At 47.3% G+C, this 22,526-nt stretch carries 18 protein-coding genes; 10 read left to right on the forward strand and 8 right to left on the reverse strand.

Annotated elements, in window-relative coordinates:
* Positions 1–402: 402 nt before the first annotated feature.
* The 4 genes from IT781_RS00805 (at position 403) to trmL (ending at position 6,731) form a co-directional block, all read left to right on the forward strand.
* Positions 403–567, forward strand: coding sequence for a hypothetical protein (locus IT781_RS00805; RefSeq protein WP_194968220.1), 165 nt, complete (start codon positions 403–405; stop codon positions 565–567).
* A gap of 245 nt (positions 568–812) precedes the next feature.
* Positions 813–3,521 (forward strand): preprotein translocase subunit SecA, encoded by a 2,709-nt coding sequence (secA, locus tag IT781_RS00810; protein ID WP_194968221.1) that lies wholly within the window; start codon positions 813–815, stop codon positions 3,519–3,521.
* Positions 3,522–3,751: 230 nt separating this feature from the next.
* Entirely contained in the window at positions 3,752–6,259 is a 2,508-nt protein-coding gene (locus tag IT781_RS00815) for a glycogen/starch/alpha-glucan phosphorylase (protein ID WP_194968222.1), read from the forward strand.
* Between the two features lies 1 nt (position 6,260).
* A complete protein-coding gene (trmL, locus tag IT781_RS00820; RefSeq protein WP_194968223.1) occupies positions 6,261–6,731 on the forward strand; it encodes a tRNA (uridine(34)/cytosine(34)/5-carboxymethylaminomethyluridine(34)-2'-O)-methyltransferase TrmL in 471 nt (156 codons plus the stop codon).
* A 93-nt stretch (positions 6,732–6,824) separates the two neighbouring features.
* On the opposite strand, the gene IT781_RS00825 is transcribed toward trmL, so the two are convergent.
* The 4 genes from IT781_RS00825 to IT781_RS00840 form a co-directional block, all read right to left on the reverse strand.
* Positions 6,825–7,823: an NAD(P)H-dependent glycerol-3-phosphate dehydrogenase gene (locus IT781_RS00825; protein ID WP_194968224.1), complete on the reverse strand. Its 999-nt coding sequence runs from the start codon at positions 7,821–7,823 to the stop codon at positions 6,825–6,827.
* A gap of 7 nt (positions 7,824–7,830) precedes the next feature.
* Positions 7,831–8,301 carry a protein-export chaperone SecB gene (secB, locus tag IT781_RS00830; RefSeq protein ID WP_194968225.1) on the reverse strand — a complete coding sequence of 157 codons (471 nt, stop codon included), beginning with the start codon at positions 8,299–8,301 and terminating at the stop codon, positions 7,831–7,833.
* Positions 8,302–8,373: 72 nt separating this feature from the next.
* The gene (locus IT781_RS00835) at positions 8,374–8,823 is read right to left on the reverse strand and encodes a rhodanese-like domain-containing protein (protein ID WP_194968226.1); all 450 of its coding nucleotides are present in this window, start codon (positions 8,821–8,823) and stop codon (positions 8,374–8,376) included.
* A gap of 36 nt (positions 8,824–8,859) precedes the next feature.
* On the reverse strand, positions 8,860–9,174 hold the full coding sequence (locus IT781_RS00840; RefSeq protein WP_027159106.1) for a helix-turn-helix transcriptional regulator: 315 nt from the start codon (positions 9,172–9,174) through the stop codon (positions 8,860–8,862).
* A 282-nt stretch (positions 9,175–9,456) separates the two neighbouring features.
* Here IT781_RS00840 and gpmI point away from each other — a divergent pair, with 282 nt between their 5' ends.
* From gpmI to IT781_RS00855, 3 genes are read left to right on the forward strand one after another with little or no spacing between them, the layout of a single operon-like run.
* Positions 9,457–11,001, forward strand: a complete 1,545-nt coding sequence (gpmI, locus tag IT781_RS00845) for a 2,3-bisphosphoglycerate-independent phosphoglycerate mutase (protein ID WP_194968227.1) — start codon at positions 9,457–9,459, stop codon at positions 10,999–11,001.
* Between the two features lie 7 nt (positions 11,002–11,008).
* The gene (locus IT781_RS00850) at positions 11,009–12,265 is read left to right on the forward strand and encodes a murein hydrolase activator EnvC (protein WP_194968228.1); all 1,257 of its coding nucleotides are present in this window, start codon (positions 11,009–11,011) and stop codon (positions 12,263–12,265) included.
* Positions 12,266–12,311: 46 nt separating this feature from the next.
* Positions 12,312–13,637 carry a S41 family peptidase gene (locus tag IT781_RS00855; RefSeq protein ID WP_194968229.1) on the forward strand — a complete coding sequence of 442 codons (1,326 nt, stop codon included), beginning with the start codon at positions 12,312–12,314 and terminating at the stop codon, positions 13,635–13,637.
* Between the two features lie 273 nt (positions 13,638–13,910).
* Here IT781_RS00855 and IT781_RS00860 read toward each other — a convergent pair whose 3' ends face one another.
* Both IT781_RS00860 and IT781_RS00865 read right to left on the reverse strand, forming a co-directional pair.
* The gene (locus IT781_RS00860; protein WP_194968230.1) at positions 13,911–14,366 is read right to left on the reverse strand and encodes a DUF934 domain-containing protein; all 456 of its coding nucleotides are present in this window, start codon (positions 14,364–14,366) and stop codon (positions 13,911–13,913) included.
* Entirely contained in the window at positions 14,353–16,005 is a 1,653-nt protein-coding gene (locus tag IT781_RS00865; protein ID WP_194968231.1) for a nitrite/sulfite reductase, read from the reverse strand. The genes IT781_RS00860 and IT781_RS00865 overlap by 14 nt, the downstream gene beginning before the upstream one ends.
* 208 nt (positions 16,006–16,213) lie before the next feature.
* Between IT781_RS00865 and nhaD the strand changes: the two genes are divergently transcribed.
* Together nhaD and IT781_RS00875 are read left to right on the forward strand one after the other, a co-directional pair.
* On the forward strand, positions 16,214–17,521 hold the full coding sequence (gene nhaD, locus IT781_RS00870) for a sodium:proton antiporter NhaD (RefSeq protein WP_194968232.1): 1,308 nt from the start codon (positions 16,214–16,216) through the stop codon (positions 17,519–17,521).
* Positions 17,522–17,574: 53 nt separating this feature from the next.
* Complete coding sequence (locus IT781_RS00875) at positions 17,575–18,927, forward strand: AmpG family muropeptide MFS transporter (protein ID WP_194968233.1); 1,353 nt, start codon at positions 17,575–17,577, stop codon at positions 18,925–18,927.
* Here the strand turns inward: IT781_RS00875 and IT781_RS00880 are convergent.
* On the reverse strand, positions 18,863–19,675 hold the full coding sequence (locus IT781_RS00880; RefSeq protein ID WP_194968234.1) for an exodeoxyribonuclease III: 813 nt from the start codon (positions 19,673–19,675) through the stop codon (positions 18,863–18,865). The genes IT781_RS00875 and IT781_RS00880 overlap by 65 nt on opposite strands.
* Before the next feature lie 95 nt (positions 19,676–19,770).
* On the opposite strand from IT781_RS00880, the gene rpmE reads away from it, so the two are divergent.
* On the forward strand, positions 19,771–19,971 hold the full coding sequence (rpmE, locus tag IT781_RS00885) for a 50S ribosomal protein L31 (protein ID WP_194968235.1): 201 nt from the start codon (positions 19,771–19,773) through the stop codon (positions 19,969–19,971).
* A gap of 199 nt (positions 19,972–20,170) precedes the next feature.
* Here the strand turns inward: rpmE and IT781_RS00890 are convergent, their stop codons facing one another.
* A complete protein-coding gene (locus tag IT781_RS00890) occupies positions 20,171–22,474 on the reverse strand; it encodes a penicillin-binding protein 1A (RefSeq protein ID WP_228778831.1) in 2,304 nt (767 codons plus the stop codon).
* Positions 22,475–22,526: the final 52 nt, after the last annotated feature.

A 22,526-nucleotide genomic window follows, 5' to 3' on the forward strand; every position in this document is an offset into this window, starting at 1 on the left:
AATCAAAAAAGTAAGTTCGGCATATTCTAAGCAATTGTTCGCCGCTTAATAAGTCCAAAATGCAGCGGATGTTCAGCATCGTTCTCAGCGCAGTTAGACCTTGTGCGTGTGCGCATTTTGCCTGTCCTATGTGGCAGGACGGGTACTAACGGATGGCTGCACAAGCTCGCCAGCGTTTCTTCTGCTTGCGCTTTGGCCATCGGCATTGATGGGTAATGTGGTCTCGCTGCTTTCGAAATGCTGCCCAGTTGTCATAGCTAATTCTATCAGGACTGGTCTGACCTCTGTGTATTAAAAGATCGGCATCGGCAGACGGGCCGATAATTTGGCCGGTATTTTTCATGGTTGTTGCCGGTGCATGATGCTATATCCAGGGCCGCAGTGGCAGCAACGGATGAACGGATGAGCGATGAAATCGGCTGGCTGAATCGAAAATATACCGCACGCGATCCTGATGGGTCGCGATACCGGGCAGCGATTTTATTTCGGCCAACGGCGGGCCTGATGCTTCAGATTGTGCAGGAATGTCTGTTGCTGTTAGGGAGTACCCTCAATCGCTATGGTTAAGCTCCTGCTGGTATTGGCAATCCCCAGCCTTCTGGCTCGTGCTGCCGGGTAAGGGGCGCAACAAAAGGGCGGAATCCCGGCACTTGAACGAAACCTTTTAGATCAATCCGTAAATGTTCCTTGTTGATATTCAAAGTTTTGACCCCATAGTTTAAGGGTGTTTTTAACTGTAACTAAAAAATTAGACAGTATATAATCCAACGCTTTGAATCAATTTTTTACTAAATACAACACCGGAAAAAAATATGCTCGGTAAGCTGGTTAGATTAGTTGTAGGGAGCCGTAACGACAGGCTTATAAAGAACAAAAGGAAGTTGGTCAAAAAGATCAATGCATTAGCTTCTGAATACGAAAAATTATCTGATGAAGCCCTAAGAGGCAAAACGCAGGAGTTTCGTGACCGTCTGGCGCAAGGCGAAAAGCTCGATAACCTGCTTCCTGAGGCATTCGCAACAGTCAGAGAGGCGTCCACACGCGTTTTTGGCATGCGTCATTTCGATGTACAGCTGATCGGCGGCATGATTCTGCATGACGGCAAAATTGCTGAAATGAAAACCGGTGAAGGTAAAACCCTGATGGCGACTCTGGCAGCTTATTTGAATGCGTTGCCAGGACGCGGCGTGCATGTCGTGACCGTCAATGACTATTTGGCCAGGCGCGATTCCGAGTGGATGGGGCGCCTGTACGGCTTTTTGGGATTGACGACCGGCGTCATCGTCAGCCAGCTTGACAGCCGTGAGCGGCGCCAGGCTTATGCATCCGATATCACCTATGGAACCAACAACGAATTCGGCTTTGACTACCTGCGCGACAACATGGCGTTCAGCCTGGAGCAGAAAGTTCAGCGCGATCTGCACTTTGCCATCGTCGACGAGGTGGACTCGATTCTGATCGATGAAGCCAGGACGCCGCTGATCATTTCCGGCCCTACCGAGGAAGGCACCGAGATTTATGTCAAAACCAATGAGATCATACCGTTCCTGACCAAACAGGAAAAAGAGGGCGAGAAAGGCGATTACTCGGTCGATGAGAAAGTCCGCCAGATTTATTTGACTGAAGAAGGCCATGAGCGCATAGAGCGTTTGATGGTCGAACATGGCCTGATGGCCGAAGGCAGCAGTCTTTACGATGCGGCCAACATCCGCCTGATGCATTATCTGAACGCATCGTTGCGAGCGCATGTGCTGTTTCAAAAAGACGTCGATTACATCGTCGCCAATAACGAAGTCATCATTGTCGACGAATTCACCGGCCGTATCATGCCGGGTCGGCGCTGGTCCGAAGGTTTGCATCAGGCGATTGAAGCGAAAGAGCGGGTCACAATCCAGAATGAAAACCAGACGTTGGCTTCGATTACGTTCCAGAATTATTTCCGTTTGTACCATAAGCTTTCGGGCATGACCGGTACGGCTGATACGGAAGCGTTCGAGCTGAACAAGATTTACGGCCTGGAAGTGGTCGTGGTGCCCACACACAGACCTATGGTCCGTAAGGATCTGGGCGATGTTGTCTATCTGACTGCACGCGAAAAATATGAAGCCGTAGCCAAAGATATCCAGGCTTGCGTCGAGCGCGGACAGCCGGTTCTGGTCGGCACGACGTCGATCGAGAACTCGGAACGGTTGTCGGGGTTGCTGAAAAAGCAGGGCATCAAGCACGAAGTGCTCAATGCCAAACAGCACGAGCGCGAGGCGCATATCGTTGCGCAGGCAGGTATGCCCGGCGCCGTCACGATAGCGACCAACATGGCCGGACGCGGTACCGATATCGTGCTTGGCGGCAATCTGGAGGCGGAGCTGGCCGCTTTGGGTGAGGATGCGGCTGAGGACGAAAAGGAAAGCATACGCGGCGCCTGGCTGGACAGGCATGAGCGGGTTATTGAAAGCGGCGGTCTGCACGTGATCGGTTCGGAGCGTCATGAATCGCGCCGTATCGACAATCAGTTAAGGGGGCGCTCCGGACGTCAGGGCGACCCGGGGTCTACACGTTTTTACCTGTCGCTGGAAGATGATCTGATGCGTATTTTCGCCTCGGAGCGTGTAGCGGGTCTGATGCAGAAATTAGGCATGGGCGACGGTGAGGCAATCGAGCATCCCTGGGTAACGCGTTCCATCGAAAATGCCCAGCGCAAGGTCGAAGCGCGTAACTTCGATATTCGCAAGGAAATTCTTGCCTATGACGATGTCGCCAATGACCAGCGTAAAGTAATCTATGAACAGCGTAATGAGCTGATGGCGGCGGCAGACGTTTCCGATATTGTTTCAGCGATACGCGAAGATGTCGTCAATGACGTCATTACACAGTATATTCCGCCTAAGACTATGGAAGAGCAGTGGGATATAAAAGGTCTGGAGGAACATTTGCATCAGGAGTTCAACGTTCAAATTCCGGTGCAAAAAATGCTTGATGAAGATAAGGCTCTGCAAGAAGCAGTCTTGCGCAATCGCATTATCGATATTCTGGAACAAAACCATAAAGAAAAAGAACAGCAGATTTCCAAGGAAGTCTTACAGCATGTTGAAAAATCAGTCATGCTGCAAGTACTGGATAACAGCTGGAAAGAACATCTGGCCGCGATGGACTACCTGCGTCAGGGCATTCACTTGAGAGGCTATGCGCAAAAAGATCCCAAGCAGGAATACAAGCGTGAAGCCTTTCAGATGTTCACTGCGCTGCTCGATCATATAAAGCATGAAGTCATCACTATTTTGGCAAAAGTTCAGGTCCGTCAGGAAGAAGATGTGCAGGCTCTTGACGAACAGATGCAGGCGCCGAAAGAGATGCATTTCGAGCATGCGGAGGCTTCGGCTCTGGAGGAGCCGCCACTGGAAGTTTCGCCAGAGGAGAAGCCCGCACAGCCTTTCGTTCGTGCCAGCGATAAGGTTGGTCGTAATGATCCTTGTCCTTGCGGGTCAGGCCTGAAATATAAGCAATGTCATGGCAAGTTAAGTTGATTCTTTAGATAAACCGCTTCCGGCAGTTAGGCAAACTGGCCGGAGAACCCGGGATAATGTGTTCGAATAACATATTACCGGGTTCTCCGGCCATTTTGTTATAAATAGCTAAGCTCCTGCTGATCTGAAAAATCCCTTAAAAATAACCATGCCCATGAGGCCGAGGCTTGATCAGGGTGTGTTTAATGGTTAACATCGATTTCATATAAATTCCTCAAGTATTAAGAATTATGCCGAATAGAAGTTTCAAGAAAAGTAAACCCGCTCCAGCCATTACTACGCTTCCGGACTTAGGAATGGATAAAGAACACTTGGTGGCCGATTTTAAGCATTATTACGGGCACAGGCTTGGCAGAGACGAGCATTGCAAATCGCCGCATTATGCCTATGAAGCGCTGGCTATGGTTGTCAGCGATCGGCTTATAGTGCGCTGGAAGGAAACCTATAATGCATACAGGGATGAGGATTGCAAAAGAGCGTTCTATTTGTCCATGGAGTTTTTGATGGGACGTACATTAAGCAATGCCATGCTTAATCTAGGCATTAATAATGCAGTCGATAACGCCATGTATGAATTGGGGCTGGAGCTTGAAGAACTGATTGACAGCGAACCGGATGCAGGTCTCGGCAATGGCGGCCTGGGGCGTCTGGCGGCGTGTTTTATCGACAGCTGCGCGACATTGCAGCTGCCTGTGACCGGATATGGCTTGCGTTATGAATATGGCATGTTCTCCCAGGATATCGTCAATGGAGAACAGGTGGAAAAACCGGACCATTGGCTGCGTAACGGCAATGTCTGGGAGATTGAGCGTCCTGAGTATACACATCGCATCAAATTCGGCGGACGCACTGAGACCCATACCGATGAGCTCGGCAATAAAAAGGTTTATTGGGTCGATACCCATGACATATTGGCTGTTCCGTTTGATACGCCGATTCCTGGCTACCAGAACGGCACAGTCAACACGCTGCGTTTATGGAAGGCCACGGCAACGGAAGAGTTTGATTTGCAGGAATTCAATGCCGGCGATTATGCGGAATCGGTTGCGGCCAAGAATACGGCCGAAAATATCACCATGGTGCTGTATCCGAACGATGCCAATGAAAACGGCAAGGTTCTGCGTTTGCGCCAGCAATACTTGCTTGCCTCGGCAAGCTTGCAGGATGTGATTGCCAACTGGGTCGGACGGCACGGCAACGATTTCTCGGAATTTGCGGCGAAAAATTGTTTTCAATTGAACGATACCCATCCGAGCATAGCGGTTGCGGAATTAATGCGTCTGCTGATCGACATGTACGGCCTGGACTGGGATGAGGCCTGGCATATTACCCGCAACACGATGGCATACACTAACCACACGCTCTTGCCGGAAGCGCTGGAGCGGTGGTCGGTTGATTTGTTCAAGCAATTATTGCCCCGCCTGATGGAAGTCATTTTTGATATCAATGCCCATTTTCTGGCAGAAGTATCGGCACGTTGGCCCGGCGATATAGATCGGTTGGCGCGCATGTCGCTGATTGAGGAAGGCCCTCAACAACAGGTCAGAATGGCCTATCTGGCGATAGTCGGCAGCTATTCAGTCAATGGTGTTGCCGAGTTGCATTCAAAGTTGCTGCAACAAGGCTTGTTTCGGGACTTTTATGAGCTCTGGCCGGAGAAATTCAACAATAAAACCAATGGCGTAACGCCGCGCCGCTGGCTGGCGGGCTGTAATCCGGAACTGGCGCAGTTGATTACGGGAGCCATAGGCGATGGCTGGTTGACCGATTTGTCTTTATTGAAAAATCTGAAGCCGTTTGCCGACGACAAGACGTTCCGCGAACGCTGGTATCAGGTCCGGCAAAATGCCAAGGAAAGGCTCATCAATTATAAAAAGCAGGAACATGATATCGATCTGGATGCGGATGCTTTATTTGATGTGCAGGTAAAGCGAATTCATGAGTATAAGCGTCAATTGCTGAATGTACTCCATGTCATTCATCTGTATGACCGCATTAAACGCGGTGACACGGCAACCTGGACCAATCGCTGCGTGTTGATCGGCGGCAAGGCCGCACCGGGCTATTACATGGCGAAAAAGATCATAAAGCTGATCAATAATGTTTCCCATGTCATCAACAGCGATCCCGATATTGGCAATAAGCTGAAGCTGGTCTTCATGCCTAATTACCGGGTGTCGGCCATGGAAAAAATCTGTCCGGGCACTGATTTGTCAGAGCAGATTTCAACGGCCGGCAAGGAAGCCTCGGGCACCGGCAATATGAAGTTCATGATGAACGGAGCTTTGACGATTGGTACTTTGGATGGGGCCAATATCGAAATTCGGGAAGAAGTCGGGCATGAGAATTTCTTCCTGTTCGGTTTGACAGAAGCGCAGATTGAAGAATTGAGCCATCATTATGACCCTGCTTCAATCATCAGCCAGGATGAGGATCTGCAGCGTGTTATGAATCTGCTGGAGTGCGGGCACTTCAACCAGTTCGAACCGGGCATCTTTGACGATATCATTGCATCGGTTAAAAGTCCGCACGACCCGTGGAAGACTGTTGCCGATTTCCGCAGCTATGTCGATGCCCAGAACCGTGTGGAAGATGCTTATCGGGATAAGGATCATTGGATTCGCATGAGCATCCTGAATTGCGCGGCCAGCGGTAAATTTTCCACGGACAGGACGATTGCCGATTACAATGACAATATCTGGAAACTGACGCCGGTCAGCGTAGGCAATAAAGATTAAGATGTTTCATATCGTCTTGTATGAGCCGGAAATTCCTGCGAATACCGGCAATATTATTCGTTTATGCGCGAATACGGGCGTTCAACTGCATTTGATTAAACCGCTGGGTTTTGAATTGGATGATAAAAAACTGCGCCGTGCGGGTCTCGATTATCATGAGTGGGTTGATGTCAGGGAACATGATTCCCTGGCCGCCTTCATGGATAGCGTCAGGCCTGAGCGCTTGTTTGCGCTGACTACCAAGGGGCGGCAAGTCTACAGTGAGACGGCTTTTCAGTCCGGGGATGTTTTTTTGTTCGGGCCTGAGACAAGAGGTTTGCCTGAGGCTGTTCTGGCGGGACTTGCTACCGACAGGCGCCTGTATTTGCCTATGAGGGCGGAAAGCCGGAGCCTGAATTTGTCCAATACCGTATCAATTGTCTTGTACGAGGCTTGGCGGCAGATGTCTTTTTCAGGCGCGCTGATAAAGTAGAGGTCCCTGCTCAGCCGATGAGCAGGGCGGTGCGATAAAAGTCAGTGGATGAACTGTCAATTGATTTTTAATGCTGTTCCTGTGAGGGCGGCATTAAGACTCGGATTTTTGCTCGCGCGCCAGCAGATTCTCCACTGCCGTCAGTGGCGGCAAGCCTTCGTATAAAACCTTATAGGTCTGTTCAGTGATAGGCATCTCTATGCCATATTTTTGAGCCAGCAGGAACGTTTCCTTTGCGGCTGAAACGCCTTCAATTTCCTGGCCGATTTCCCGGGTTGCCGTCGCTCTGTCTTTGCCTTGACCCAAAGCCAGGCCAAAGCGCCGGTTTCTGGACTGGTTGTCTGTGCTGGTCAGAATAAGGTCACCCAAGCCAGCCAAACCCATGAAGGTTTCCTGTTTGCCGCCAAGTTTGACGCCTAGGCGGATGACTTCGGTGAGTCCTCGTGTAATCAAGGCTGCCCGTGTGTTGGCGCCAAAACCAAGGCCATCGGCAATGCCAGTGGCAATAGCTAGAACGTTTTTTACAGCGCCTCCTACTTCCACGCCAATCAGATCGGAACTGGTATAGGCACGGAAACGGCCGCTGTGCAGAATATCGGCTAATTGGTTGGCGAAGTTCGGCTGAAATGATGCGATCGTGACGGCGGTGGGCAGATCGGCGGCAACCTCGCGTGCAAAGGAAGGGCCTGAAAGGACGGCTGCAGGCGTTTGTGCAGAAAAGACTTCAGCCACTATTTCATGCAGTAATGCGCCTGTTTGCGGGTTAAAGCCTTTGGTAGCCCAGGCAATTTTTACATCATCGGATACATAAGACTTGAGCTTGATCAACGTATCTTTAAAGGCATGGCTGGGCACTGAAACGAGTATCAGGTTGCTGAATGCAGCAGCTTCAGCCAAGTCCGTTGTCACGGAAAGCGTTTCCGGAAAAGGCAAGCCAGGCAGATAGCGGGCATTTTGCCGATCTCTTACCAGATTTGCGATATGATCCGGATTGTGGCCCCATAACAGTGTTTGACAACCGTTTCTGGCAGCCAGAATCGCAAGCGCCGTTCCCCAGGAGCCGGCGCCCAGAACAGATATTTTTTTATTCATATTCGGCTTAGTTGACGGACTCAGAGCTGGGGGCTTGATTTTGTACGTGTTGCAGGTGTTGTGCGTACAATGCGTCAAAGTTTACCGGCGCCAGCAGCAATTGCGGAAAACCGCCTTTTGCCACGAGATCGGAAACGACTTCCCGCGCATAAGGGAAAAGGATGTTGGGGCAGAAGCTGCCAACCATCGGGCCCATTTCCTGGTCGTTAAAGCCATTCAAGGCGAAAATGCCGGCCTGATTGACTTCAACAAGATAAGCTGTTGTATCGCCGCTTTTAACGGTGATGGTAATGGTAAGCGCTACTTCATAAAGCGAATTCTCCAACGTTTCAACATGCGTGCTGAGATTGAAGTCGACGGAAGGCTCCCATTTCTCGATAAATACTTTAGGTGAATTTGGGGTCTCGAAAGAAATATCCTTGGTATAGATCTTTTGAATGGAAAATTGTTTTTCTACGGTTTTATTTTCTTCGGCCATGAGGAATTATTGGTTAGTTTTATAGAGTAATCGTGAAATTTACGAGTTTGCACAAGCCGTTTGCTTAAAAAATCAGGCGGCAGCCTTATTTTTGCCGGGTATCTTTATGGGTAATTTATAATCGCCTTCCCAGGACTGCATGCCGCCGGTAATGACGAATACCTGTTCAAATCCTGCCTTGCTCAGTATTTTGCCGGCAGAAGCTGCGCGTGCGCCAGTTTGGCAGGCTATAAGAACAGGCTTTCCCTTGTGCGGCGCCAGTTTTGAGAGATGTTCCGGCAGTTTGCTTAAAGGCGTGTTGATGGCGTTCTCAATATGACCTTGAGTAATCTCGTTCGGTTCGCGCACATCGATAACAACAGCCTCGCCGTCATTCATTTTGGCGACAGCCAATAAAGGCGAAATGTACTTGAATTTTTTGAATGCCGTGTCAAAAAATTCCTGTATTAATAAATAGGTCACTACAGCCAGCGCAAGAGATAAGATGTAGTGATTTAAAATGAATTCTAAATAGCGGTCCATAATAAATCGGTGTTGAATAAATGAAAGGAAAATAAATCAGTTGATGGAACAGAAGACGTCTTGCATCATTTTGATAAGCTGCAGCATGCGTTCGTCGTCGATGTAGTAATAAACACGGTTGGCTTCCTTTTTATGGCCGAGAATGTTTTTTTCCCGAAGAATGGCCAGATGTTGGGAAATATTGCTCTGGCTGGTTCCAACCTGTTCTACAATATCTTGCACGCTGACTGAATTAGTGCCAAGCACGCACAAAATTTTCAAACGCAATGGATGCGACATTGCCTTTAAGCAGCGCGCCGCTTTGGTGATGTCGGGGTCATTATATAAAATGTACTCGTCTTTAGTTTCCATAGGACTGCTTAATGTTGCTGGGTTGTCTGAGTCTAATTCTAAAAAAAGAACCCACGAAGAATTATTTATACACATCTATTAACGTGTATTACTATAATGACGACTTGCTTGCGAATTTTTATCAAGTTGCCAAATCAAAAAATTAGTAAATCTAACAAAATGATACCCCATTTTCAATCATTTTGGGTAATGAAGAAACAAAACAACATTTCCACTGATTGCGAGTCTAAAAGCAGTCGGTTGCAGTGAGTTTCTGCTTAAGCGTACGGAGATAAATAAAGAATGTTAAATCGGCCAAAGCCTTTGGTATTACTGATCCTTGACGGGTTCGGTTATTCGCAGGACAAAGAATATAATGCGATTGCAATGGCTAATACGCCCTGCTGGGATAGACTGCAGCGCGATTATCCCATGACTTTGCTGAATTGTTCCGGAAATGTCGTGGGACTGCCTGACGAGCAAATGGGAAATTCGGAAGTGGGGCATCTTCATATCGGAAGCGGTCGTTATGTGCCTCAGGATTTATCATTGGTCAATAATGCCATAAAAGACGGCAGTTTTTTTTCAAATCCGGTGCTTTGTCGAGCCGTAGATATCGCTAAAGAGTCAAACAAGGCGTTACACATCCTGGGTTTATTGTCTCCAGGCGGCGTACACAGTCACGAGGACCAGATTCTGGCGATGGTTGAACTCGCCGCCAGGCGCGGCTTGAGTAAAATTTATATGCACGCATTTTTGGATGGGCGAGATGTACCGCCTAAGAGTGCCGCGTCATCGTTGCAATTGCTGGAAGCAAAATTCGCTGAATTGGGCGTGGGACGCATAGCCTCGATTACCGGACGGTTTTATGCCATGGATAGAGATAATCGTTGGGAGCGCGTAAAAGGCGCCTATGATTTAATCGCAAAAGGCGAGGCGAGTTTTTATGTCGATTCGGCCATGGAGGGTTTGGAGTCGGCTTATAGCAGAGGAGAAACTGACGAGTTTGTTTCCCCGACTGCTGTTTTGGGGGGCAATCATCAGCCCATAGTTCTGGACCCTGATGATTCCATTGTTTTTATGAATTTCCGCGCGGATCGTGCGCGTGAAATCAGCCGGGCTTTAACGGAAATAAATTTTGATGCTTTTGACAGAAGCCATGAACCTCATAAGGGCTATTTCGCAACTTTAACCGAGTACCATCAGAATTTTGATTTCGACGTGGCTTTTCCTTCCATTGATATAAAGAATAGCTTGGGAGAAGTGCTGTCCAATTTAGGCATGAGACAGTTAAGGTTGGCTGAAACTGAAAAATATGCACATGTCACTTTTTTCCTGAATGGTGGCATAGATACGCCTTTTTCTGGAGAAGACAGAATATTAGTGCCGTCTCCCAAGGTCAAAACGTATGACCTGCAGCCTGAAATGAGTGCGCCGGCAGTGACCGATCATTTGGTGGAAGCCATTACGGGCGGAAAATACGATGTGATAATCTGCAACTATGCCAATTGCGACATGGTGGGGCATACCGGCGTGATCGACGCAGCCATTAAGGCGGTTGAAGCCGTGGACGCTTCATTGCAGCGCATAGTGGACGCATTGCTGACAGTGGGCGGACTCCTGTTGTTGACTGCTGATCATGGTAATATCGAACAGATGGTTGATAAAGAGACAGGGCAGCCTCATACCGCTCATACTACCAATCCAGTGCCTCTGGTCTATGTAGGCGGCGACAAGCCATTAGCCTCTGGCGGCAGTTTGTCTGATTTGGCGCCGACTATGCTGGCTATTTTAGGCATTGAGCAACCCGTTGAAATGACTGGTAGATCGCTTCTTAAATCTGTTTAACCTGTGAATGAGAAAAAAGATAGTTTTTTGTTTTTTGCTGAGCGCATTTATAAGTCAGGCTGTAGCCGATGTTTCGCAAAAAAGCAAGGAACTGGATGATGTTCAATCTGATATCAGGGCCGTCGAGCAAAATATGGAACGTATCCAGCAGGAAAAAGATACGTTAAACGCTCAATTGGCAGACATTGAAAGAAAATATGGAGAGGCAGTCGCTTTATTGAAAGAGCTGCAAGAACAAATTGATCAGAAGCGGCAAAATCTGAGTCAGACCCAGCTGAACATACAGAACTATCAGGACGAAGTAAAAAAACATAATAAAGAACTGGCAGGTCAGATAAAAGCAGCCTACGCGATGGGGCAAAAAGAAAAGCTGAAGCTAATGCTGAATCAGCAAGACCCGGCCTTATCAAGCCGGATGATGATATATTACAATTATCTTAATAAGGCTCGCTTAAAGAAACTGGCGGACATTGACGAGGCCTTGAGGCATCTGAGTCAGCTGGATAAACAAAAAATAGAAGAAACTGAACTTTTAGAACAAAAACTGGAACAAAAGAAGGCAGAGCAAACAGCTTTGGCTGATGTCAGAAAACGGAGAAATGATGTACTGACGCAATTAAGTCGGGATTTTTCCTCAAATGAACAGCAATTAAATAGCTTGAAAGAAAGCGAAAATGAGTTGATGGCTTTGATTGCCTCATTGCAGGGAGAAAGAACCGATGAGTTCGCTCTTGATGCCGACCAGGCAGGGTCTGCCAGAAATGAAGAAGATCTTCTGGCTCTTAAGAGCGATTCGGTTGATGACCAGGATGGAGCTGCTGAAATTAAGGCGGATTTTTCCAAACTTAAAGGTGACTTTTCCTTACTCAAAGGCCGATTGCCTTGGCCAGTCGAGGGGAGGTTGGCGCAGAAGTTCGGCAGCCCGCGCTCGGAGGGGCTTTGGGATGGCGTATTGATCGAGGCTCGAGAAGGTACCGAAATACATGCCGTCACCAAAGGAGAAGTCGTCTATGCGGAATGGCTCCGGGGTTACGGTTTGTTGACTATCATTGATCATGGCAAGGGGTATATGTCCCTTTACGCTTTCAATCAGAGTCTTTACAAGCGTGTCGGTGAATGGGTGGAAGCGGGTGAGATTATCGCTTCCGTAGGGCAGAGTGGCGGGCGTAGCCAGCCGGGGTTATATTTTGGGATACGCAAGCAAGGCAAGCCGGTCGATCCTCTTGAATGGTGTCGGAAAGTAAGCCAGGATCAAGTTAGTTAATCATTGGATAATATTTTAGGAAATCGTATTCGGAGTTTTAAGATACATGCTAAAAAAGAAGAGCGTTTTTATATTGTTCCTGGGCATTATGCTGGGTGTTTTGGTAGGCACCTGTGGCAGCGTCTTTGCTGATCGGGATAATGCAGAGGTTGCCACTGATACTGAAGCACTGCCATTCGAAGATTTGCGGACATTCACGGAAATTTTTGGTCGGATCAAGCGGGATTATGTAGAACCTGTTTCTGATAAAAAATTACTGGAAGATGCGATTCGCGGCATGTTATCTGGGCTTGATCCTCATTCGGCCTATCTCATTGCAGAAGAGTATCAGGAGTTAAAGGAAGGTACTACAGGGCAATTTGGCGGCCTGGGTATAGAGGTAACGATGGAAAACGGCTTCGTTAAAGTGGTTTCGCCAATTGACGATACGCCTGCTCAAAGAGCGGGTATAAAAACCGGCGATCTTATTGTCCGGCTTGATGATCAGCCGGTTAAAGGCATGTCTTTGAATGATGCAGTCAAAATCATGCGAGGTGAGCCGGGCAGCAAGATTTTACTCACGGTTGTGCGAGAAGGGGAGGAAGCGCCTCTGAAAATAATCATAACCAGAGACATAATAAAAGTTAAAAGTGTAAAAAGCCGGATGCTGGAAAAAGACTATGGCTATGTGCGTATCAGCAGTTTTCAATCCAGAACCGGAGAAAGCCTTAAAGAAGCTATCGCCGACCTGAAAAAGGAAAATGCGAGCAATTTAAAAGGATTGGTGCTGGATCTAAGAAATAACCCCGGAGGCGTATTGAATGCGGCTGTGGAAGTGAGCGATGCGTTCATTAAAAGCGGGCTTATCGTTTATACAGAAGGGCGTATTGAGAATTCTGAGATGCGATTCAATGCTTCTCCTGATGATATTATCGAAGGCGCGCCAATTGTCGTGCTGATTAACGCGGGTTCTGCGTCGGCTTCTGAGATCGTAGCCGGAGCCTTGCAGGATCAAAAACGAGCGGTAATCATCGGTGAGAAATCGTTCGGTAAGGGATCAGTTCAGACTATATTGCCTACAAGCAATGGCGCGGCAGTTAAGTTGACTACTGCGCGGTACTACACCCCTTCAGGAAGATCTATTCAGGCTGAGGGTATTGAGCCGGATATTGCTTTGGCTCGTGTAAAACTGGAGTCAGTGGATAAGTCGGAATTCACGCCTGTGAAAGAATCAGATTTGTCGCATCATTTAACGAATGGCAACAAACGTAAAGATGAGAAAACGAATGTAGAGCAGACGGAAAAGGTTAAAGAAGAAATCCTGGAGCTCAAAGATTATGCAGTACATGAAGCACTGACCTTATTGAAAGGCATCAGCATCATGCATAGATAATCATTAGTCTGGTTTGATATTCTGATAAAAAACCGCCCTTTAGGCGTTGCCTAAAGGGCGGTTTTTTTATGCCAAAATTTAAAGCCATAAAAATTCTGAAAAATTTTGCCAGTACAGATTGGCGGCGCTCAAAGATACGCTGGCGATTTTATGTTTGAACGAAGCGTATTCGCAGCATAACACCCGGATGATCGAGTCGGTTGGCGGAGGGCTGGATGGGGCCGAGGATGTGAAAAGGCCAGGTGGGCATGATGATGCCCACCTGGCTATATTTTAATTGGTGGATTTTTGATAACTGACTGTAAAGTCATTTAGCGTAGACAAAGCTGCAGGCAGGTCTTCAGTTTTTTCAAGACTGAATGCATTGATACCGACACGTGATAAATAAAATACCTGGTCCGGCATATAGTGTCCTGTCGCTCTGATTTCGCCTGTATATTGATAGCGATTTCTAAGTAGCCATGCATGAGAAAATGCGCGCCCGTCAGCAAAAGCAGGAAAGTTCAGTTCAATCAATTCAATTTTTTTCAGGTCTTCGGCAATGTTGTCAACCGAGTCAGAGGGTTCTAGCCTAACGCCTACCTTTCCATCATGATGCAACAGTTGCTGCTGCTTGTCTTTATTCCAGCGAGCCAGTGAAACGCTGATGTTGCCGGTCTTTAGTTCGGCGTCATCAGAAATATAATTCCAGCTGTCATCAATGATCTGCTTGTCTTTAATTATCTGCATAGACTTCTTCTTTGAATGGGGCGATTCCGACCCGTTTTACCATGTCCAGGAATGATTCATCGTCCAGGCGCTGTTTGACATAGACGTCAAGAATAGTCGTCACCACTTTGGCTACCTGGTCTTTGGCAACAGCGGGACCTAATCGTTCGCCAATTGCGGCTTCATTTTCCGAAGATCCGCCTAGCGTTAATTGATACCATTCAACGCCTTTTTTATCAACGCCCAGGATGCCGATGTGTCCGACGCTTTGGTGCGCACAGCCGTTCATACAGCCGGACATGTTGATTTTTACATCACCTATGTCATGGATGTAGTCCATATCATCCAAGGCCTCATTGATTTCTTTGGCAATGCCGATGGAGCCGGCATTGGCCAGTGAGCAAAAGTCAAGGCCGGGACAGCAGATCATGTCGGTTACAGTGCCAATGTTAGGCGTGGCCAGTTTCAGCGCGTCCAGTTTCTGCCATAGTGAGAACAAATCCACTTGCTTGACATCGGCGAATACCAAGTTCTGTCTGTGGGTGCTCCGGATCAGTCCGAAACTGTATTGATCCGCCAGGTCTGCAACCGCATCAAGCTGCGTATCTGTCATATCGCCGGGAGGTGAGTCCGGGGCTTTAAGCGACAGGAAGGTAATGCGATACCCTGGTACCCTGTGGTTAAGGGTGTTATGTTTAACCCAGGTGGCGAAGGCTTTGTTTTCCTGTTGATGCTGCGCAAAGCTGGCGTCTTCCGCGGCGTTGGAATCGTAGGCAGGCGGGGTAAACTGGGCTTTTATCGCTTCAATCCGCTCGGCGCTAAGTTCCAGATTGTCCCTAATCTGCAGCCATTCTTCCTCAACTAACTTGGTAAACTCTTCCAGTCCGGTTTCTTTAACCAGAATCTTGATGCGCGCTTTATATTTATTATCGCGGCGCCCATATAAATTATATATGCGCAATATGGCTTCCAGATAAGACAGCAAATGCTTCTTTTCCAGGTAAGGCCTTATCACTTGGCCGATAATAGGGGTACGGCCTAAGCCGCCGCCAACGAGCACTTGAAAGCCTACTTCACCTGCATCGTTTTTGACTAGATGCAAGCCTATGTCATGAAATTGAGTGGCGGCCCGGTCAAGTTTGGCGCCGCTGACTGCAATCTTGAATTTGCGCGGCAGATAGGCGAATTCAGGATGCAAGGTAGTCCACTGCCGAATGATTTCACAATAAGGACGAGGATCTTCAAGCTCGTCAGTGCAAACGCCAGCCAAGTGGTCTGAAGTCGTGTTTCTCAGGCAGTTGCCGCTCGTTTGGATGGCGTGCATCTGAACACCGGCCAGTTCTTCGAGAATGTCGGGAATTCTTTCTAGCTGCGGCCAGTTAAATTGGATATTTTGACGGGTCGTAAAATGACAATAGCCTTTGTCGTATTCGCGCGCAATATGCGCCAGTTTGCGAAACTGTTTGGAGGAAAGCAGGCCATAGGGTCCGGCTATTCGCAGCATTGGAGAGTGAGTTTGAATATAAACGCCATTCATTAATCTCAATGCGCGAAATTGATCGTCAGATATTTCGCCTTTTAAAAAACGCTCTGTTTGCCTTCTGAACTGGGCTACGCGTTCTTCAATAAGAGTTTGGTCGTCTTCGTTATACTGATACATGGATAGTGTATTTGTTATGCCTGTCGGGCCCGTATTCAAGAATGATTATCATATACTGCGAGCCATAAAATGACAAAGTTTATTATATGGTGGTAGTATTACCGGTTAAGATTCGGTCAGTGTTTATTAACTACTAAAAAATTAGGGGGTTATTTTGTTGCGGTTTTTCTTTCTTCTATTATCGATACTGGTATTGCCCGAAATGGCGATGGCAGCCGAAAAAATTGAAACACTTGGGCTGACGGGGACGGAGCGTGGCATTTACACGGTTCTGATCTTTATTATCGCCTATGGGTTTGTTATGGCTGAGGAATTTACGCATATGCGTAAGTCCAAGCCGGTCATTCTGGCAGCTGGCATTATTTGGGCACATGCTGCTGTTTTAGCGTCTCAAGCAGGCGTTTCAGCACAAGATATGCACGAAGCTTTCGAACACAATTTGAAAGAATACGGTGCATTGATGTTATTCCTTTTAGTTGCGATGACTTATATCAACGCAATGACGGAACGGAATGTGTTTGAAGCCTTGAGATCCTGGCTGGTAAGAAAACAGTTTGGATACCGTCAACTGTTTTTGATTACTGGCGTGATTACTTTCTTTTTGTCCGCTATAGCGGATAACCTGACGGCCGCATTATTGGTCGGAGCGGTAGTTATGGCGGTAGGTGCTGATAATGCGAAGTTTGTCAGCCTTGGCTTCATTAATATTGTTGTTGCGGCTAATGCGGGCGGCGCTTTCTGTCCTTTCGGCGACATTACTACGCTGATGGTCTGGCAGGCAGAATATGTCCAGTTCTTCGACTTCTTCAAGCTTTTCATACCTTCAATGGTGAACTACGGCGTTCCAGCGGCATTTATGTATTTTGCCGTGCCCGATGAGCAACCTCAGGCTACCAGTGAACAAGCGGTGCAGTTAAAGCCCGGAGCGATCCAGGTTTGCGTATTATTCTTGTTGACGATTGTTACAGCGGTAAGCTTTCATCAGGTTCTGCATTTGCCGCCTTTTATGGGCATGATGGTTGGCCTTTCCGCATTGATGATTTATGGATACAGCATCAATATCATGTATTCATCACAGGGCCAGCGGTTTGATATTTTTAATAAAGTCCGTGATGCTGAATGGGATACCTTATTCTTCTTCTTCGGCGTTGTGTTCGCTGTAGGCGGATTAGGATACATCGGTTATCTTGAACTGCTGTCAGGTGCTTTATACGATGGTTTGGGACAGACAACTGCCAATATCCTGGTCGGTCTGATTTCAGCGGTTGTCGATAACATCCCTGTCATGTTTGCAGTGCTGAATATGAATTTGGATATGAATCTTTATCAGTGGTTGCTGGTTACCCTGACTGCAGGCGTAGGCGGTTCCTTGCTGTCAGTGGGTTCAGCTGCGGGCGTAGCCTTGATGGGGCAATCCAATCATAAATACACCTTCTTCAGTCACTTGAAATGGACGCCAGCGATTGCTGCCGGTTATGTCGGAAGTATCGTTGTTCATTACCTGATTAATGGCTGAAATTTCTAACATGCACCGCATGAAAATGCGGTGCTTTCTCGCTGGCAAGGTCAATGGCAGCTGAAAAAAGTTGGCGGTCGGCCTTTTCTGTTTATGCTCAGCCGCGCGTGCTGAGCATGATGCTTCTCGGTTTTTCAGCCGGGTTGCCTTTTCTATTAGTCTTTTCCACGTTATCCGCCTGGTTAAGGGATGAGGGCGTGACTCGTTCCGTCATCGGTTTTTTTAGCTGGGTGGGGTTGACTTATTCAATAAAAATATTCTGGGCTCCTGTGATCGACAGGCTGCGACTGCCTTTGTTCACTAGGTTATTGGGTAAAAGGCGAGGCTGGATGTTTCTTGCTCAATTGGGAATCATGGTTGGTCTGGCAGGTATGGCGAGTTCGGATTCGCACACGCAATTACAACAGATTGCTTTATTTGCCGTATGGGTGGCATTTTGCTCGGCTACGCAAGATGTCGTTATTGATGCCTACCGCATTGAGGCTGTCAAACCGGAATACCAGGGGGCAATGGCGGCAACTTATGTGTTAGGGTATCGAATTGCGTTGCTGGTATCTGGTGCGGGCGCTTTTTATATTGCGGATTATTCGAACTGGAAATTGGCTTACTTTGCCATGGCGGCAGCAATGCTTGTCGGCATAGTCACGACGCTCTGTTTAAGCGAGCCTGAGCACAAGCAAGCTAAAGCCGTGGAAACCCTTGAGAGTAAGCTTGAGATGGCATTGGGCGTGAAAAAGCGTCAGAATGTCTGGCAGCGTGTGCTGGCAAGTATTTCCGATGCTGTTTTGAGTCCGTTTGTGGAGTTTTTCAGCCGCAACGGCGCCGTTGGTCTGTTGATTCTGACGCTTATTGCAGTTTACAAAATGAGCGATATCACAATGGGGGTAATGGCGAATCCGTTTTACCTTGATTTGGGTTTTAGTAAAAAAGAGATTGCTGAAATCAGCAAGGTTTTTGGTTTTTTTATGACCATTGCTGGCGCAACCTTGGGCGGCTTATTAGTGGTCAGATATGGTGTTATGCGCCCCTTGCTGTTAGGCGCCATTATAGTGGCGAGTACTAATCTGCTATTTGCCGTTTTGGCGATCAGTGAGCCTAGCCTATGGTTGTTGGCAGGCGTAATAAGTGCCGATAATTTAAGTGGCGGTATAGCGACCTCCGTTTTTATTGCGTATCTTTCCAGTCTGACAAACACAGCCTATACCGCCACACAGTATGCTTTATTCAGTTCCCTGATGACATTGCCGGCGCAGCTTTTGGGTGGTTTATCCGGCATTATTGTTGATACTTACGGCTATTATGTATTTTTTATTTACGCGTCAGCCGTAGGTTTGCCAGCTATTATTCTGGTGCTGGTACTGATGCGTTATCAATATTTGACTCAAGCTCGTAATCATAGTCCATAATAAGCGGCGCATGGTCGGAGAAGCGTTCTTCTTTATAGATTGATACGGCTTTCACTTTGTCTTTGAGGCTGGCGTTAATGATCTGATAATCAATACGCCAGCCTACGTTTTTCTTCCAGGCTTGGCCTCTGTGCGACCACCAGGTATATTGCTCGGCTTCTTGATTAATCAGTCTGAAAGCGTCCAGCCAGTGATTGCTGGCGAATAACTGAGTCAGCCAGGCTCTCTCCTCCGGTAAAAACCCCGAGTTTTTCTGATTGCCACGCCAGTTTTTCAAGTCGATCTCTTTATGGGCGATGTTCCAGTCGCCGCAGATAATGTAATCTCTCCCGCTTTGCGCGCACTCTTGCAGATAGGGCAGAAAGCGATCCATGAATTTAAATTTTATCTGCTGCCGCTCCTCTCCGGATGTGCCGGATGGCAGGTAAAGCGATATGACGCTGAGTTTGCCAAATTGCGCTTCAATGAAGCGGCCTTCTGCATCGATGTCGGACCAGCCTATGCCTCTTATAATTTTATCGGGTTGTTTTTTGCTGTAGATCGCCACGCCGCTATAGCCTTTTTTCTCCGCGTCATGATAGAAGCAGTGATAACCGGCCGGGCAGAAGAGCTCGGGGTTTAGCTGGTATAGTTGGGCTTTTGTTTCTTGTATGCAGATGATGTCGGCATTTTGTAAGTGCATCCATTTGAAAAAGCCCTTGCTCTCTGCCGAGCGAATGCCGTTGGCATTTAGTGTAATAATGCGCATGCGTATAAATTGAGTTGCGGTTTTAGTATGAAAAACGTATTATACGGGGTTCTTCAATAAGTATGTAGCCCGTCCATGGGTAATGTGAAAGTGATATGAAACCAGAAATTCATCCTGAATATAAACAAATTACCGTAACATGTGGTTGTGGTAATACATTTGAAACGGGTTCTGTACTAAAAGGTGACTTGCTTATAGAGGTTTGCTCCTCATGTCACCCTTTCTATACAGGCAAACAGCGCGTTGTTGATACAGCGGGTCGCGTTGATAAATTCCGTAAAAAATACGGCAAATAACTTTTTGGGTTTTTTGTTCCTGCAGTCTATAGATATAGCTCAGCAATTTCAGAAAACGCTGGCTGTATCTAAGCTTTAAAAAAGCTGTTCAATTAAATATATAGCAGCGGCAGAGATAGTTACACATCAAAAAAGCTGGGGTTGTTCTTATGGCCCCAGTTTTAGTTCTCAATATTTGTATGCTGTACGTCAGCGTATTCTAAAACAGGGCTTCAATCGGTTTCTCATGAGGCTGACTATAGTCACTGGGTAAATTTTCAAACACTGGCGCGGATTGATTCGGGGCGTGCTCGGCCTGAAAAAATTCCCATATTCCATTTCGGCTTCCTTCGGGCGTCAGCAGACCTGTCTGAGGATCGATAAATGCTTTTACTATGCCTTCAGGCACATCAAAGGGAATTTCAGGTGTGTTTTTCAGCGCTGTCTGCATAAATTCTATCCACATCGGCAAGGCAGTGGCGCCGCCTGTTTCAAGATTTCCTAATGACGCATAGTTGTCAAATCCAACCCATGCTGTAGCTGCGATCGAAGGGGTATATCCATTGAACCAGGCGTCGCGCTGTTCGTTGGTTGTACCTGTCTTGCCGGCCAGATCCTGCCGTTCCAGAACTTTTGCGCGAGTTGCCGTGCCATGTTGAACAACGTCTCTTAACAAGGAATTCATAAGAAAATTAATTCTTGGTGAAATAATCCGCGGGGCATAGGTTTTATTCAATTCCTGGTTGCTATCGCACGACGGGCAGGCAACTCTGGGTTTTGCCTGATAGATGACTTCGCCCTCATTGGATTCAATGCGTTCAATGAAATAGGGCTTAATAAGAAAACCGCCATTAGCGAATGCGGCGTAAGCTCTTGCCATTTGCAGCGGTGATGCATAGCCGCTGCCTAATGCCAGAGAAAGGCTTTTGGGCAATTGCTCATGTGTAAAGCCAAAACGCAAAGCCGTGGAGACGGCTTTTTCAATGCCTATTGCTTTCAAAAGGCGAATGGAAATAATGTTTCTCGAGTGAGTTAGAGCTGATCTAATGCTGGTGGGGCCAAAAAACTTTCGGTTGTAATTTTCAGGCCGCCATTCCTCGTTTTCCTGGCTTTGATCCTCAACGATAATGGGGGCGTCGTTAATAAAGCTGGCCGTGGTATAGCCTTCCTCTAGCGCCGCGGTGTAAATGATGGGTTTAAAGCCCGATCCCGGCTGTCTTTTGGCTTGGGTGGCGCGATTGTATTTGTTGTGAGAGAAGTCGAAACCACCGGATAATGCCAGGATTGCGCCATTGATGGGATTTATTGAAACAAAAGCCCCTTCCGCTCCGGGAACTTGAGTTAAAGCCCAGGTATCGTTTTTCAATTGCCGAACCCGAATGATGTCTCCGGGCTTTAGAAAGCTTTTTACAGTATTCTGAGCCCATTTGATATTTTCCCAGGGAATTTCAATGGTGACGTTATTTTGAAGTCTGGCAGTAGCCGTGCTTTTATCGATGCTTACAATATAGGCCGGCAGGGTATCGCCGATAATGGGAATGTCTCTGAAATTGTTGACTGTATTGATGCTTGCATGAGGTACTGAATGATATCCGTGACGCTCATCATAAGCGTGTAATGTATTTCTAAGCGCCTGATCAGCCGTTGTCTGCAATGATGAGTCGATCGTTGTGTAGACTTTAAAACCCGATGTATACGCTTCTTCACCGTATTTATCGAAAAGCTTTTGTCTGACCATTTCAGCTAAGTAGGGCGCTGAAAGCTCAGGCAATACGTATTGCAGTTTTGCGGTTGAAGGCTGGTTGGCGGCGCTTTCAAATTCCTGCTGAGTTATATAGTTAAGCTCAAGCATCCTTCGTAAAACATAATTGCGCCTTTGCAGCGCCCGAGTCTCATTGGTAATCGGATTATACGCCGAGGGGGCTTTAGGCAAGCCGGCGATCATGGCATGTTCGGCAAGCGTCAGCTGATTAAGGGCTCTGCCGTAATACGTCTGGGCAGCCGCAGCGATGCCATAGGCTCTATGGCCCATGTAGATCTGATTCAAATAAAGTTCAAGGATTTGCTTCTTTGAATATTCGTTTTCTATTTTTAGCGCCAGAATAATTTCTTTTATTTTCCGGATATACGTTTTTTCTCTGCCAAGCAGAAAGTTACGCGTGACCTGCATGGTGATCGTACTGCCGCCTTGTCTTTTTTTTCCGGTCAAGGCCAATTGTATGGCGGCTCGCAATAAGCCCTTATAGTCAACGCCGGGATGCTTAAAGAAGCGTTCATCTTCGGCTGCCAGAAAAGCATCAATAAGCTGCTTGGGAACCTCATCAATTTTGATTGGAGTGCGCTTTTTCTCTCCAAATTGAGCAATAAGAAGATTATCTTTGCTGTAAATGCTGAAAGGGATCTGGTACTGGACATTGTGCAGGGCCTTTATGTCCGGCAGTTCCATTGATAATTTTTGATACAGCAAATAGCCGGCGAGCGCTAAGCAGGCGCTGATCGCTATAAAAAAAGCAATCAATCCCATCAAAATTTTTCCGCACAGCATTTTTATAGTCACAAGTAAGCCTGAATAAAAT

It is taken from the genome of Methylobacter sp. BlB1, assembly GCF_015476545.1.
GTDB lineage: Bacteria > Pseudomonadota > Gammaproteobacteria > Methylococcales > Methylomonadaceae > Methylobacter.